Source organism: Granulicella pectinivorans, assembly GCF_900114625.1.
In the GTDB taxonomy this organism is placed as follows: Bacteria; Acidobacteriota; Terriglobia; order Terriglobales; family Acidobacteriaceae; genus Edaphobacter; species Edaphobacter pectinivorans.
In genome coordinates, this window is record NZ_FOZL01000001.1 from 2,480,413 (window position 1) to 2,494,299 (window position 13,887).

The 13,887-nt window shown below is 60.9% G+C and carries 14 protein-coding genes; 9 read left to right on the plus strand and 5 right to left on the minus strand.

The annotated features are described in order from the left end of the window. The first annotated feature begins 276 nt into the window (after positions 1-276). The 4 genes from BM400_RS09955 to BM400_RS09970 all read left to right on the plus strand — a co-directional run bounded on the left by BM400_RS09955 (position 277) and on the right by BM400_RS09970 (position 3,479). Positions 277-975 (plus strand): lipid-binding SYLF domain-containing protein, encoded by a 699-nt coding sequence (locus BM400_RS09955; RefSeq protein WP_089838936.1) that lies wholly within the window; start codon positions 277-279, stop codon positions 973-975. A 79-nt stretch (positions 976-1,054) separates the two neighbouring features. Then, positions 1,055-1,993 carry a lysophospholipid acyltransferase family protein gene (locus BM400_RS09960; protein WP_342714575.1) on the plus strand — a complete coding sequence of 313 codons (939 nt, stop codon included), beginning with the start codon at positions 1,055-1,057 and terminating at the stop codon, positions 1,991-1,993. After that, on the plus strand, positions 1,990-2,856 hold the full coding sequence (locus BM400_RS09965) for a UDP-3-O-(3-hydroxymyristoyl)glucosamine N-acyltransferase (RefSeq protein WP_089838940.1): 867 nt from the start codon (positions 1,990-1,992) through the stop codon (positions 2,854-2,856). The genes BM400_RS09960 and BM400_RS09965 overlap by 4 nt, the downstream gene beginning before the upstream one ends. Positions 2,857-2,858: 2 nt before the next feature. Further along, positions 2,859-3,479 (plus strand): hypothetical protein, encoded by a 621-nt coding sequence (locus BM400_RS09970; protein ID WP_089838942.1) that lies wholly within the window; start codon positions 2,859-2,861, stop codon positions 3,477-3,479. Between the two features lie 59 nt (positions 3,480-3,538). On the opposite strand, the gene BM400_RS09975 is transcribed toward BM400_RS09970, so the two are convergent. From BM400_RS09975 to BM400_RS09990, 4 genes are all read right to left on the minus strand, one after another. Next, positions 3,539-4,549 carry a ferritin-like domain-containing protein gene (locus BM400_RS09975; RefSeq protein ID WP_089838944.1) on the minus strand — a complete coding sequence of 337 codons (1,011 nt, stop codon included), beginning with the start codon at positions 4,547-4,549 and terminating at the stop codon, positions 3,539-3,541. Positions 4,550-4,563: 14 nt separating this feature from the next. Next, positions 4,564-5,559: a ferritin-like domain-containing protein gene (locus BM400_RS09980; RefSeq protein ID WP_217644096.1), complete on the minus strand. Its 996-nt coding sequence runs from the start codon at positions 5,557-5,559 to the stop codon at positions 4,564-4,566. Between the two features lie 403 nt (positions 5,560-5,962). Then, positions 5,963-6,670, minus strand: a complete 708-nt coding sequence (bshB1, locus tag BM400_RS09985; RefSeq protein WP_089838949.1) for a bacillithiol biosynthesis deacetylase BshB1 — start codon at positions 6,668-6,670, stop codon at positions 5,963-5,965. Positions 6,671-6,747: 77 nt separating this feature from the next. Next, positions 6,748-8,184: a hypothetical protein gene (locus BM400_RS09990; protein WP_089838950.1), complete on the minus strand. Its 1,437-nt coding sequence runs from the start codon at positions 8,182-8,184 to the stop codon at positions 6,748-6,750. Positions 8,185-8,391: 207 nt separating this feature from the next. On the opposite strand from BM400_RS09990, the gene BM400_RS09995 reads away from it, so the two are divergent. The 4 genes from BM400_RS09995 to BM400_RS10005 are packed head-to-tail and all read left to right on the plus strand — an operon-like array spanning position 8,392 to position 11,327. Further along, the gene (locus BM400_RS09995) at positions 8,392-10,317 is read left to right on the plus strand and encodes a bifunctional homocysteine S-methyltransferase/methylenetetrahydrofolate reductase (protein ID WP_281245494.1); all 1,926 of its coding nucleotides are present in this window, start codon (positions 8,392-8,394) and stop codon (positions 10,315-10,317) included. After that, entirely contained in the window at positions 10,318-10,590 is a 273-nt protein-coding gene (gene xseB, locus BM400_RS10000; protein ID WP_089838952.1) for an exodeoxyribonuclease VII small subunit, read from the plus strand. Positions 10,591-10,605: 15 nt separating this feature from the next. Next, the gene (locus BM400_RS22035) at positions 10,606-10,761 is read left to right on the plus strand and encodes a hypothetical protein (protein ID WP_175528950.1); all 156 of its coding nucleotides are present in this window, start codon (positions 10,606-10,608) and stop codon (positions 10,759-10,761) included. Then, positions 10,758-11,327 carry an ATPase gene (locus BM400_RS10005; protein ID WP_089838954.1) on the plus strand — a complete coding sequence of 190 codons (570 nt, stop codon included), beginning with the start codon at positions 10,758-10,760 and terminating at the stop codon, positions 11,325-11,327. The genes BM400_RS22035 and BM400_RS10005 overlap by 4 nt, the downstream gene beginning before the upstream one ends. Before the next feature lie 39 nt (positions 11,328-11,366). On the opposite strand, the gene BM400_RS10010 is transcribed toward BM400_RS10005, so the two are convergent. Then, complete coding sequence (locus BM400_RS10010) at positions 11,367-13,460, minus strand: beta-N-acetylhexosaminidase (RefSeq protein ID WP_245781798.1); 2,094 nt, start codon at positions 13,458-13,460, stop codon at positions 11,367-11,369. A 202-nt stretch (positions 13,461-13,662) separates the two neighbouring features. Between BM400_RS10010 and BM400_RS10015 the strand changes: the two genes are divergently transcribed. Next, a complete protein-coding gene (locus tag BM400_RS10015) occupies positions 13,663-13,869 on the plus strand; it encodes a hypothetical protein (protein WP_089838957.1) in 207 nt (68 codons plus the stop codon). The last annotated feature ends 18 nt before the right edge of the window (positions 13,870-13,887 follow it).

Genomic DNA, 13,887 nt, shown 5'->3' on the forward strand with positions numbered 1-13,887 from the left:
TTACTTTAGTCGCTAGACCTACGTACTCTTGTGATTCGCCGCGTGAGGATTGAAAGTAGGTCTACGCAACACAGACCTGGGAGAGGGGCTGTGAGTCGGTAGAGTGAAAGCTCTATTGCTCACTGCCCCTATTTTTTTGTTTTGACGGTTCTATGAAGTGATTTGTGCGTCCGGTGCAACCGCGCGGGGTGGGTTGCCATCGTACCAAGAGTTAGCGCTGATACTTCGAGCGCTCACGGTTTCTACCGAAAACTCAAGATTCGAAAGGTTATTGCGATGAGAAAGTTTACTGGACTGGTGTGTGCGTTGGCGCTTGGAGCCACCTCGATGACGTCGTTTGCAGCCTCCGACCGCGCGAAGCTGGATGAGCGTCTGGCGAATGCTTCGGCTGTGTTGCATGAAGTGATGGCAACCCCGGATAAGGGCATTCCGCAGTCGATTCTTGCCGGCGCTTCGTGCGTTGTGGTGATCCCGAGCTTCAAGAAGGGCGCATTCGTCGTGGGCGGACAGTACGGACAGGGCGTTGCGACCTGCCGCACCGGCCATGGCTGGAGCGCTCCTGTATTCGTGCAGTTGGCGGGCGGAAGCTTCGGCTTCCAGATCGGCGGACAGTCCACGGATCTGGTTCTGGTCGCGATGAACCAGAACGGACTGCAGGATATGCTGAAGAACAAGTTCAAGATCGGTGGCGACGCAGCGGCTTCGGCGGGCCCGGTTGGCCGCAATGCGCAGGCTGGTACGGACTGGAAGCTTAATGCTGAGTTCCTGACCTATTCGCGCTCGAAGGGACTGTTTGCCGGTATCGATCTGGACGGCACAGTGCTTTCGCAGAATGAGGATGACACCCGCACGATTTACGGCGCGAACGTTCCGTTCAAGGCTGTGCTGAGCGGTGAGCAGACTCCTCCGCCCGACACGCGCGCCTTTGTGCGGACGGTAGCGAAGTACTTCGTTATCTCCAAGGACGCGCAGTAAAGGCAGAGCGTTTCAAGCATAGACGGGGCGGCCTTCGGGTCGCCCCGTTTTGTTTTGGTGAGACGGTTACACTGGGAGGGTGAGTTCCGGCGCGAGCACGTCCTCCATTCCGTGGCAGCAAAAGCTGGAGTTTATGGCGCTGCGCGGGTTTGTCGGTGTACTTGGCGGACTGCCGCGCGGTGTGGCAAGGCAGTTAGGTGCGGGGATTGGTTGGGTGGCGTACAAGGCTCTGGGGCGGCTGCGGCGGGTGGGCCAGCAGAATCTGGCGATGGCGCTTCCGGAAAAGACAGACGAGGAACGCGAGGCGATTCTGCAGCGCGTATACAGGAATCTTGGATACCAGATCGCGGAGTTTTGCCAGATGGCTGGGTACTCGCAGGCGGAGGCCAGCAGCTTCATCTCGTATGACGGATTTGAGCATTTCAGCGCGGCGATGGCCAGAGGGAAGGGTGTTTTTGTCCTGACCGGGCACCTGGGGGCTTGGGAGCTATCGAGTTTTTACCACTCACTGATGGGCCATCCGATGGATATGGTGATCCGGCGGCTGGATAATCCGCTTGTGGATACGTATGTGAACCGGATTCGGTGTCTATATGGGAACCGGGTGCTCCATAAGGACGATTTTGCGCGTGGATTGATTGCGTCGATGAGAGCGGGGCGGGCGGTGGGGGTGTTGATGGACACGAACATGACGCCACCGCAGGGAGTGTTTGTGCCGTTTTTTGGGCAACTGGCATGTACGGCTTCTGGCGTGGCGCGGGTGGTACAGAAGACGGGGGCGGCGGTTTTGCCGGGTTTTTTGCTTTGGCAGGAGACGGAAAGGAAGTACAGGCTGGTCTTCGGTAAGGAACTTGCGGTGGTCTCGACGGGCAATGCTGAGGCAGACGCACTGTCGAATACGGCTCAGTTTACGGCGGTGCTCGAGGAGTACATTCGGCGGTATCCGGATCAGTGGTTATGGATGCATCGGCGCTGGAAGACCAGACCTGAGGGTGAGAAGGGAATCTATACGCGATGAGGCTTGAGCATCTTTTACCTGGCTGGGAGTTGGGAGCGGTGGGTGGTGCGGAGATTCGGCGGGTTTCGGGGCTGCGCGATGCGGACCGGGAGTCACTGGTGTTTGCCACCGATACGGAGACGCTGACGGAGGCGTTGGAGTCGGCGGCGGGGGCGATTCTGGCCGCGTCGAAGCTGACGGAGAAGTTTGGCGACCAGTTGATTGCAGAGCGGGTGGCCTTTGTGCGGGATCCGCGACTGGCGTTTTCGCTGGCGGCGAAGGAGCTTCGTGGATTGGGTGGGCCGTCGATTCATCCGACGGCGGTGATCTCCGAGGGGGTGGTGATGGGGGCGGATCATCAGATCGGGCCACATGTGACGCTCTATCCCGGGGTGACGATTGGCGATCGCGTGGTGATCCAGGCGGGTGCCGTGATTGGGTCTACGGGATTCGGGTATGCGCGGGACCGGGATGGGAAGTACACGCTTTTCCCGCAGCAGGGGACCGTTGTGATTGAAGACGACGTGGAGATTGGGGCCAATACGACGATCGACCGGGGCGCCTTGGGGGAGACGCGGATTGGGGCGGGGACGAAGATCGATAATCTGGTGCATATTGGGCACAACTGCGTCATTGGGAAGAACGTCATTATTGCGGCGCAGACCGGGATTTCGGGGTCGAGCGTGGTGGAGGATGGCGCGATTCTGGGCGGACAGGTAGGGATTGGCGAACATGCGACGGTCGGCGCCGGGGTTATTCTGGGCGGCGGTGCCGGCGTGTTGACCAATAAGAAGATGACCGGCCCGGGGCAGGTGTTTTGGGGAAGGCCGGCTCGACCGCTGAAGGAGTATCTGCGGGACCTGGCGCGGTTGCGGAAGGGGTAGCGATGGCGATCGTGGTGATCGGCGGGCATACCCGGAATATCGGGAAGACGAGCGTGATGGCCGGTTTGATCGCCGGGACGCTGGAGATGGGGTGGACCGCGTTCAAGATTACCCAGTTTGGGCATGGCGTCTGCTCGGCCAATGGAGAGCCGTGCGACTGCGAGACGGACGAGCACACGATTGCGATCAGCGAGGAGAGGGAACGGGGGAGTGGGACGGACTCTTCGCGGTACCTGGATGCGGGGGCGGTGCGGTCGTTCTGGGTGAGGACACGGCAGGGACAACTGTCGGAGGCGATGCCTCGTTTGCGGAAAGAGTTGGAACGCGCGGGGAATGCGGTGATCGAGTCAAATTCGGTGCTTCGGTTCCTACGGCCGGATCTCTATGTTGCGGTGCTGGATCCGGCGGTGGCGGATTTTAAGGAATCGGCGAAGAGGTATCTGGACAGGGCGGATGCGGTGCTGGTGCCGGACGGGGTGATCGGGCGACCAGCCTGGGATGGGGTTTCGCTGAAGCTTGTGGAGGGAACGCCGGTGTTTGCGATGCGAGCTCCGGAGTATTGCCCGGAGGAGTTTCTGGAGTTTGCGAGGGAACGACTGTTGGGAAGTTCAGCGGCTCGATAAAAAAAACCCACATCTCAGAAACAAGATGTGGGGTGCCCGGTTTTGTGGCTGGTTTGGGTTTAGGAGAAGAGGCCGTTGAGGCCATTGGGGAAGAAGACGCCGGTGGCTTTGGTGCCGGTTGTGGTCGCTCCTCCGCCGGTGACGATGTTGAGCACCTGGGTGGTGTTGCGACCGAAGGCGATGACGTTGGTCTGGTCGGCGTCCACCAGGACCGAGGCGCTAACGGAGGTGCCGCCGAGCGAAAAGGTATTGGTGGAAGAGAGACCGTAGTCGTCGGGGCTGGGTGCAGTTGCCAGCGCAGCCTTCGAGAGGGCAGCGCGGGTGGCCGAGATCTTCTGCGTGTAAGTGAGATAGCCGGCTGTGTTGGTTGGGTCGAGGGCGTAGATCGTGGAGCGGACCAGACCGGCGTGGTAGGCCTCGACGGCGAGGATGCCGGCTGCAGCCTGCAGGTAGGTCTTGCCGGTGGTGGTGGTGCTGATCAAGGGAGCCGCGCCCTTGTAGGCGGTGACACCAACGTCTTCGAAGATGTAGGCGCCGACGAGGAAGTTTGCGTCGGAGGCGAAGGGATCGAACGCCGCGCCGATTCCAGCCGCCGAGGCCAGCGTGTTGAAGCTGGTCATCAGGTCGATCTGGGGCTGCGCGACGGCTGCCGAGCCGAGTGCCGAGCGGAGGAAGGCTACGTGCTTACCTTCTTCGATGGCGGTCTCCGTTGCGTAGGCGGCAACGGCCGGGAGGGCGAAGGGAACCTTGGTGGAGGTGCTCTTGTAGACGACGGTTCCCTGGGTGCCGACGCCGGTGATGCCGAGCGTGGTGCCGCCGGCTCCGGTGGCGATGGAGTTCGGTGCGGAGATGGTGCAGCCGAACGCCGCGAGGTAGTAGAAGTTCGCCTCCAGGTATTCGAGGTTGAGGGCGAAGTTGAGGATGTCCGCGTCGGTGTAGGACGAGACGGTGCTGGCTGCGTTGGCGATGGAGGGCATCGCGAGGGCAGCCATGGCTGCGCCGCCGCCGATGAGCAGGCTGCGCCGGCTGGCGATGATGTTGTCGAGGATTTTGGTCTCTGTAGTAGCCATGTCGGTGTTTGTCCTTAGCTCAGGGTTGCGGTGATGTTGCCGTTGAGTCCGCTGGGGAAGAAGCCGCCAGCCTTGACGCCAGCCGCAGGGGTGGTGGAGCCTGCGGTGTTCGAGAAGGTGCCGTAGACGATGTGCAGAACCTGATCCGTCGTGCGGTGGTAGGCGATGGCGTTGGTGGAATCTGCCGCGACGATGGAGCTGCCGGAGACCACCGAGGTGGAGGAGTTGGTGCCAGTGGGGATGACCAGAGCGGTCTCGTTGCCGCCGCCGAGCTGCCCGCGCAGGGTGGAGACCTTGTTGGCGTAGCCGAAGTAGGGGTACGCGGTGGAGCCCTGGGCGATGACGTTTGCGGTGAGGGCGGTGCGGACGTAGGCGGCGTGGTATGCCTCGACGGCCATGATGCCTGCTGCTGCGGCGAGATAGCCTGCGGTGATCCCTGCCGAGGAGATGAGCGGGGCTGCGCCGTTGTAGGCGGTAACTCCTACGTCTTCGAAGATGAAGGCGCCGACGAGGAAGGCATCCCAGCTGGCGAAGGGGTTGAAGGTGCTGGCGATTCCGGCTGCGCTGGCGAGTGCATTGAAGGAATTGGTGAGGTCGATGTTGGGACGGCTCACCGCAGAGGCACCGAGCGCCGAGCGGAGGAAGAGCACGTGCTGCTGCTCGTCGAAGGCGATCTCGTTGAGGATGTTCTGCTGGGTGGAGGTGAGGCCCGGGACCTTGGCGCCACCGGTGACGACGGTGGTGGCTCCTCCGACGTTGGTGGAGGACAACCCGACGCCAGTGGCAGCCCGGAGGTAGAACTCGGCCTCAAGGTATTCGAGATTGAGAGCGAAGTTGAGGATGTCCGTGTCGGTGTAGGCCGTCGTCGTGGGAGTGGTGACGGTGGTGGTGGTGGAGCCCTGGTCCGAGCAGCCGGAGAGGAGCGCGGCTGCGCCGAGACTTGCGCCTGCACCGGCGAGGAAGTTCCGCCGTGAGCGTCGTTTGTCGAGAATAGTTTCGAGAGGATTCACTGGATTGATCTCCGGATCTTACTGGTTAGGGTTGATCGGACGGGATCGTGCTCCCGTCGTTGCTACTGGTTTGAGATACGGAGTCGCAGCCTCGTTGGATTGCCCGCAATGGCAAGTTAAGTAACTTGTTTACAGCACTTACAATGTTTTAGTGAAGTGTTGGATTAGGGTATGGGATCCCGCGAAAGCCACATTTGGGTTTTCGTTTTCGCATCTGCCGGGGAGCAGAGCGCGCGTCGAGCGCAGAGATATCCAGGGCCTTTCTAAGCCCGATGTGTCGTGCGCTTACAGGCTCCGACGCTTGTTGTACGAAGAGCGGCGGGGAGCAGATTGGGGTGCTGGGAGTGGGAGAGAGGGGATTGTGGCGATTTGTTGATGGGGCTAAGTAAGTTTGATTAAGTCGTTAGATGGACTGTACGGGAAGGGCCATGAGGTCGGAAGCAAGGGCGACTTCCTTCTGGACGAAGGGCTCGGCGTAGCGGACGCCGGCCAGGAGACCGTAGTGGCGCGCGGAGGCGAAGGTGCGCTCGCGGATCTCTTCTTCCGGGACGAAGAGGCCTCCACCCTGGGGCTGGGTGGTGTACTGGGAGCGGTAGGCCAAGAGCGAAGCGAGACGCGTCTCCATGTGGGGCGTGATGTCCACGACAAAGGTAGGGCGGACATCGGCGTAGAGGGAGGCGTAGAGGATCTTGTAGGGGCGATGGGGGGCGCCGGGAAGATCGAGTTTGGAGAGACCGGAGACGAAGCAGGATTCGTAGCCGAGGGTGGCGGAGGTGTAGTGATCTGGATGGCGGCCCTGCCAGTACGGGAGGATGACGACGCGGGGGCGAAGGCGACGGAGGACGGCGGCGATCTTGAGGCGGTTCTCGAGGGTGTTCTGGACGTTGCCATCGGGGAGGTCGAGTGCTTCGCGGTGATAGACGCCGAGGATGCGGGCGGCTTCGTTAGCCTCCGCCTCGCGCTCGGCGGCGGTTCCGCGGGTGCCGGATTCGCCGCGGGTGAGGTCGAGGATGCCGGTCTTCCAGCCCAGGGCGCGCTGGACGAGGAGGGTTCCGCCGCAGGTCTGTTCGACGTCGTCACGGTGGGCGGCGATGGCTAAGACATCCAGCATGAATACCCCTCAAAGTGAAAACCTGGGACCCCGACTGTGCGGTGTCCCAGGTTTCTATTTTGTCGAATGTGCTGCAGTTAGTTGGCCTGGTCGGTGAGGGCGTCCATATACGCTACGTCGAGGGCTGTGCCCTGCACCGTGATGTATTGATTGTTGATTTCGGAGCCGTCCACGGTGTTGAAGGCATGAACCTGTCCGCCGTAGGCTGTGTAGACCTTGTGGAAGGTCTGGACCCAGCAGATGCCGGTGAGGCTACCGTAGTAGTACTGGTTCTCATCGCCGTTGGGGTAGGGAACCGCAGAGGTGGAGGAGGTGGGGTCGACGGCCGGGACGATGCTTGCGGTCTTGGCGTTGGTATCGAAGCGGGTGAGGCAGTTGTAGTTTTGCTTGAGCTTGGCGCGCTCACCGGTGGCGCAGTACTGTGAGCCGATCCAGAGGGTGTTGTCGTCGGCGAAGAGCAGCTTGGAGTGGTTGCCGTCGGAGATGGAGTAGGTGCCGGTGACGGTGTTGTTCGCGAGCGAGATGGTCGTCAGGTTGCCGGCGAAGAGTCCGTCCGGCATGAGCTTCTGTCCAGCCGCGTAGAGGGTGGTTCCGTCCGAGATAGCCGTTGTGACGCCACCGGGGACGGGGATGTTCGCGATGACGGCGTTGGCGTCGGGCGAGGCTGTGGGAATGTTGTTGAGATTCAGAGTGCCGAGGGTCAGCACGGAGATGCTGGCTGTGGAGCCACCGTATTCAGGGCCTGCATTCAGGACGTCGACGGTGGTTCCGTCGAGCGAGAAGTAGGCATCGACCGGGCGGTCAAAGTTGCCGGTCACGGGGACGACGCAGTAGACCGGCAGGTTGTACGGCTGGCAGTCGACGGCTCCCGGAGGGGTGGCCTGGTTTGCGTTGAGCTTGACGACGCGATAGAGCGTATTGGAATTGCGCACCATGGCCAGCGCGATGGAGGCCGCGGGATTGATCGCGACCTTGAAGACGTTGGGCAGGTTCAGTGCGTAGGCCGTGCCCTTGGCGTTGTCGAAGATGACAAGCTGGCCACGGGCCTGTTCGGCCGAGTAGACGGCGATATTGTTGGACGGGATGGCCAGCGAGGTGGAGAGGCCGGGAAGCGATGCGGCCGAGCCTGCGGTAGCCTCCTTGCCGTAGTTGATGATGGCTACGCTGCCGTCGAGATCGGAGTAGACGTATCCGGTGGTCTCTGCGGGGTAGTTGATGATGAGGCTAGGATATCCGCCGGAGTATCCGCTGATGCTGAAGGAGGGCTTGGTGTTTTGCAGGTTGTTGCGAATGTTGCGCAGCGCATCGAGAATCTGCAGAGAACCGCCGCTGGTTCCGGTCGCCGTCACGGAGACCATGACGCGCTGTGCCAGTTGGCTCGGCGGGACAGGACGCCCCGCAAAGTTGTTCTGGGGGAACTTATAGAGCTGCTGCCCACAGGAGGACAGGGCGAGCGTGACTGCGGCGAGAACGGTGCCGCAGATAATCCTGTTGCAGAGACTTTGATTCTTCAACGTGAACGACTCCAGACCAGAGGGCTCCGCGGCGAGGTCACTCGCTGCTGCCGGATGCGGATTTATGCCGCGCTGGTATAGACGCCAGTATACCAAAGGGGGTGAGCGCATCCGGGCGATAATAGAGAGAACTGGCCGAAGAGAGGCTGTCGGCGACTTGGCTCGGCTAGTCTGATAGAAGGACCAGGAGCTGAAAGAAACGGAAGCATGATGACCGGAACGGCTGTAGAGACGACAAACAAGGCGCTGGACGAGCTCTTTCGCGCACCCGATGGCGAGACGGCGCGGCGCACTGTGCTGTGCGACGGTGCCATGGGCACGATGCTGTACGACCGGGGCGTTTTCATCAATCGCTCGTACGATGAGCTGAATATTTCGCAGCCAGAGTTGGTGAGGGCTGTCCATGCGGAGTACCTTCAGGCCGGCGCGGAGATTATCGAGACCAATACGTTTGGCGCAAATGCGTTTCGGCTGGAGCGGTACGGGCTGCGGGACTCGGTGAGGAAGCTGAACCTGGCCGGAATGCGGCTGGCGCGGGAGTGCGTGACGCAGATGCGCGAAAAGCAGGCTTCGGAGGCGTATGTGGCCGGAGCGCTGGGGCCGCTGGGTGTTCGGCTTGTTCCGCATGGGCCGGTCTCGCGGGAAGATGCTCGTGAGACCTTTCGCGAGCAGGTGCGGGCTCTGGCGGAGGGCGGGCCGGGTGTGGGAGCCGATCTTTTCGTGATCGAGACGATGATGTCGATGGCCGAGACGGAAGAGGCGATGGCCGCGGTCAAGGAAGAGGCTCCGGGGCTGAAGCTGATCGTGATGCTGACGGTGGATGACAAAGGGAACTCGCTGGATGGCACTTCCGCAGAGGAAGCTACCCGCCTGATGCAGCTTTGGGGGGCGGATGCGATCGGATGCAATTGCAGCGACGGGCCACAGACGGTGCTCGATGTGATTCAGCGGATGCGCGCGGTGACGAAGCTTCCGTTGGCTGCGATGCCGAATGCCGGGATTCCGCGTGAGGTGGATGGGCGGCACATGTATATGACCACGCCGGAGTATATGGCGGGGTTTGCGCGGAAGGCCGTCAAGGCAGGTGCGACGTTCCTGGGGGGATGCTGCGGGACGACGCCGGCGCACATTCGGGCGATGCGGCATGCACTGCGGGCGCTGGGAGCGATGCAGGAGGGTGTCCACGCCGAGGCTGCGGTCGTGATTGAAAGCACGGTGAAGCCTCCGGCGCTGAAGGAGCGGTCGAAGGTGGGTGCGATGATCGCGGCGGGCGACTGGATCACGATGGTGGAGATTGTGCCGCCCAAGGGGATCGATTGCACGAAGGAGATTGAAGGCGCTCGGATGCTGTACAAGCTGGGCGTCGATGTCATCAATGTGCCGGATAGCCCCAGGGCGAGCGCCAGGATGGCGGCGCAGAGCCTTTGTGTGCAGATTCAGCAGCAGGTGGGGATCGAGACGATCATCCACTACACGTGCCGGGACCGGAATGTGCTTTCGATCCAGAGCGACTTGATCGGGGCTTCTTCGATTGGGTTAAAGAACGTGCTTTGCTTGACGGGCGATCCACCGAAGATGGGGAACTACCCGGATGCGACGGCGGTGTTCGATGTGGACGCGATTGGGCTGACGAAGATTGTCCGCGGCCTGAACCATGGGTTGGACATTGGCAATAACCCCATCGGTGGGTCGACGGGATTTGCGATTGCGGTTGCGGCGAACCCGGGTGTGGCGGATCTCGATTTTGAGGTGCGGCGGTTCGAGGCGAAGGTCGAGGCGGGAGCTGAGTTCTGCATTACGCAGCCGGTCTTCGATCTGCAGGTGCTGGAGGACTTTCTGCGGCGGATCGAAGGATTCCGTATACCGGTGATCGCGGGGATCTGGCCGCTGACGAGCCTGAAGAACGCGGAATTCATGAAGAACGATCTGAAGGTGCGTGTGCCGGACCAGATTATGACGCGGATGGGCAAGGCTTCGGGCCCGGATGCGGCTCGTGCCGAGGGCTTGGCGATTGCGCGGGAGATGCTGGCCGAGGCTCGTCTGCTTGGACACATGATGGTAAGGGGCGTGCAGGTGAGTGCGCCGTTTGGAAAGTACAAGGCAGCCGCCGATGTATTGGGGCTGGAGGGATAAATGGCAAGCTTCGAGGAAAAACTGGCTTCGCTGGAATCGGTGGTGGAGCGGCTGGAACGCGGCGAGTTGTCGCTGGATGAGTCGGTGCGGCTGTTTGAGGAGGGCGTGGGGCTTTCGAATGCCTGTAAGGCGGAGTTGGAGGCCGCGGAGGCTCGGATTGAGGTGCTGGTTGAGCCGGAGAGTGGTGGGTTTCGGACCGCTGTTCTGGATGATCCAGAAGGGGAAGACGCGGAAGAGGATACGGAAGAACTCGTTGATGAGGATGAACTCTGAGAGTAGGATTTTTGTATGGGAAACTTTGCCGATATCGAGAGCTTCAAGCGGTTCCTGGATAAAGTGGCGAAGGACTGCCAGGAAGAAGTGAAGTGGGAGCACCGTAAGCTCGAATGGATACGGGAAGAGGGCGCGAAGGACTCAGCCGCTGATAAGGTTGAAGCGGCGTGAGCCGTCCGGTTCTTACGATCATTGCGGGATCCAACGGATGCGGTAAGAGTACCCTGACTCGCGGCGCGCGCGAGGAGTTTCAGCAGAATCCGGTTTTGGATCCGGATGCCATCGCAAAGTCCCTTCAGGCCACGTACGGGTCACCCTCTAATATCGAAGCCGGGAAGCAAGTTCTGCGGATCGCGGAAGAGCTGATTGAGAATCGGCAGTCTTTTACCGTAGAGACGACGCTATCGGGCGGAACTTATCTGAGGATGGCGGATCGCGCCAAGCGAGCAGGCTTCGACATCAGGGTTTTCTTTATAGGCACTACTTCGGTCGAGATCAATATTGAGCGAGTCAAGGCCAGGGTTAGAAAGGGTGGTCATGATGTTCCTGAAGAGGATCAACGTAGGCGCTACCCGCGAACCCTAGCAAATATGAAAAAGCTCTTGCCTTCAGCGGGGTTCGCCGGGATTTTGGACAATTCAACTCCGAAAGGGCATACGGTGGTCGGCTATGGGGTCGGCGCGAACATGCACTGGATTGAACCCTTGCCAGACTGGGCGGCTGGGCTTCGCACCTGACGTTGCTGGTGGGCACCGTCAGGTGCGTTTCTTCTTTTTCTACTCCTTCTTTTTGGCGGTTGCTGGCATAGCGGGTTCGTTGATCATTCCCAGCTCCTGCGGTGTGGGGAGCTGGTGCGTTTTCTGCCAGTCGGATGCGATGGCTCCGAAGTTCAGGTTGCGCTGCTGCCATAGCTGGATCTGCATGTCGTAACGGACGAGCACGTTATCGAGCCAGTAGGGGCGGTTCTCCGCGAGCCAGGCGTCCTTGTAGAGGTTCTTGATGGCGGAGTAGGCGTCGCGGAGATCGGCGCAGCGGCCGTTGTTGCCGGGGCATACGCTGAGAAGGCTGCGCACGTCGCGTTGCTCCTTCTTGTCCTGGACGGCCCTCTTTGCGTAGGCCTGTTTGTAGGCGTCGGCGATCTCGTCGGCGAGCTGGAACTTCATCGCGGCGAGATCGATGCGGCGGGCTCCGAGTTCCATGCCGGCGATGGCATCCGGATGGAGGAGATGGTCGTTTCCGGCGCGGGCTTCGGCCAGAAAGGATAGGGCCTTTTCGGCGTGCATGCGTGTGTCGTGAAGGCTGGGGCGGAACTTCACGGCCTTGGCTTCGCCGGCTTTACTCCATGGATCGACCCAGAAGGTGGAGTCGTTGCCATCGAAGTTCTTGAGCGCATCCATGAGTTCGGCCTGTGCCTGCATGACCTTGCCGGTAGTGTCTCCGTAGAAGAGCTCTCCGAAGGCGGCCTTATATGGATCGCCCGAGGATTTGCCCGGTTGCCAGGCTGCCGCCGCGCCGAAGAGGACGCCGAACCAGTCCTGATTGAAGAGACCTTCGCCGTCGTCGTTCCATACGGTGAGGAGCGAACCGGTGGAGCCGAGGCGCTGGCCGGATTCGATGAAGCCGGAGATGTTGTCGATGGCCTGGTCGCCGAGGGGGTACATCTGCGACCAGTTGGAGTCGCCGGGAGCGACCCAGGTTTCGATGCCGGCGTTTTTGAAGGGCAGGATATTGGGGTCGTAGTTGTCGAGGTGCCAGTAGATCCAAGGGACGGCGATCATGTCCTTGGGAAGATTGGGGATGGCAGAAGGATCTCCGGTCGCCATGTCGCCCCAGAAGAGCAGCTTGCGATGGAGGGGGCTGAGGGTGTCGTGGATCTTCGCGAGGAAGTCCGCGTAGACGGGGCCGAGGCCGCGCTTCTGGACGTCATCTTTGGTGCGTCCGGTGCCTAGCTCCTGGGTTTCATCGGCGCCAATGTGAAGGAAGGGGCTTGGATAGTCCTCGGCGAGTTGCTTGAACCAGGACAGGATGAGGGGCTGGGTGCCATCGGCGGCGGGGGCGAGGACGTGGCCGTGCGGGGTCTCGGCGAGGTCTGAGTATTTTTCGTATTTGAGAAGGTGGTGGAGGTGGCCGAACGCTTCCTGCTCCGGGATGATCATGATGTGAAAACGGGCAGCGTAGCGGACGAGCTCCTGTGCCTCGGAACGGGTGAGGGAGCTGCCCTGCGGCGAGGTGATGGGGTCTGCCGCGTACTGGACGGTGTGCTCGAAGTAAGGAGAGTAGACGTTGATCTTGAAGGCGGCGAACTCGCGGATCTGCTGCTTCTGGAAGGCGAGAGTGGGGAAGGGGCCGCGGGAGAGATCGTCGTCGATGCCGCGATACTTCATTGCGGGCCAGTCCTTGATGCTGCCGGTCGCGAGCGTGGCCGACGAGCCGTATCCGGTAATCATTTGCTTGAGCGTCTGTACGCCGTAGAAGATGCCGCTCGCAGTCTGAGCGATGATGTTGACGTGCCCGGGGGCGGCGATCAGAAGGTAGCCTTCGTCGTGCATCGCGGGATCGAAGGTTGCGGAGGCGGATCGCAGGGCTTCTTTCGCGCCAGGGGTGTCTTCGCGGAGGAGAGAGATGGTCATTGCTGCGTAGCCGGTGTTTGGCGTCACGCGGATGTTTCGCACGCTCATCGCTTCTGTGAGATCGTCCGCGGCGTTGTTGTCTTCCACGTCATTGCCTGGGACAAGCACGATTGCGCTGGGCACTGGCGTGGGCGTAGCCAGGTGTACTTCGCGCGGCATGGGGATGAGATGCGGCTGTTGAGCCCAGGCGGCGGAGGCAACGAGCAGGCAAAGAGAGGTGACGTGGCGAGCGAGTCTCATGGTGTGAGCGATTCTACCCATGCCCGGGCGGGGAGACATAGGTCAAACGTCGGAACTGCTTGAAAACGCAGAATGAGAATTGGTTTCATCTCGTTCGAATAGGACCGAAATGATCTTATATGTAAGAAACTAAGGTTTTTAGTGAGGCAACGTTCCTCACGGTTTACGCCTCTACACGGAGTGAGACGTTCAAGGAGGCACCATGCAGGTTCAGACAGGACAGTGCGGTTTGTGCGGACATTTCGGCGAGACGCATGCGAAGAACGATGCGCTCATCAGCATTATGAGCACGAAGCAGGCGGAGACGACCCTGCTGGATGAGTGCGGCCACCCGAAACATGCGGCTCTGCATTTGAAGGTTACTCCGATCAGTGGTTGTGACGGCTTTGTGCCGGCGGCGCAGGCATAAGAGGTCGTTTCAAAAAAT

Excerpts from the sequence above, each read along its gene's own strand:
- BM400_RS22035 (WP_175528950.1), top strand. The coding sequence starts at position 10,606 with ATGGGAAACTTTGCCGATATCGAGAGCTTCAAGCGGTTCCTGGATAAA.
- xseB (WP_089838952.1), top strand. The coding sequence starts at position 10,318 with ATGGCAAGCTTCGAGGAAAAACTGGCTTCGCTGGAATCGGTGGTGGAG.
- BM400_RS10010 (WP_245781798.1), bottom strand. The coding sequence starts at position 13,460 with ATGAGACTCGCTCGCCACGTCACCTCTCTTTGCCTGCTCGTTGCCTCC.
- BM400_RS09955 (WP_089838936.1), top strand. The coding sequence starts at position 277 with ATGAGAAAGTTTACTGGACTGGTGTGTGCGTTGGCGCTTGGAGCCACC.
- bshB1 (WP_089838949.1), bottom strand. The coding sequence starts at position 6,670 with ATGCTGGATGTCTTAGCCATCGCCGCCCACCGTGACGACGTCGAACAG.
- BM400_RS09995 (WP_281245494.1), top strand. The coding sequence starts at position 8,392 with ATGATGACCGGAACGGCTGTAGAGACGACAAACAAGGCGCTGGACGAG.
- BM400_RS09970 (WP_089838942.1), top strand. The coding sequence starts at position 2,859 with ATGGCGATCGTGGTGATCGGCGGGCATACCCGGAATATCGGGAAGACG.
- BM400_RS09975 (WP_089838944.1), bottom strand. The coding sequence starts at position 4,549 with ATGGCTACTACAGAGACCAAAATCCTCGACAACATCATCGCCAGCCGG.
- BM400_RS10015 (WP_089838957.1), top strand. The coding sequence starts at position 13,663 with ATGCAGGTTCAGACAGGACAGTGCGGTTTGTGCGGACATTTCGGCGAG.
- BM400_RS09965 (WP_089838940.1), top strand. The coding sequence starts at position 1,990 with ATGAGGCTTGAGCATCTTTTACCTGGCTGGGAGTTGGGAGCGGTGGGT.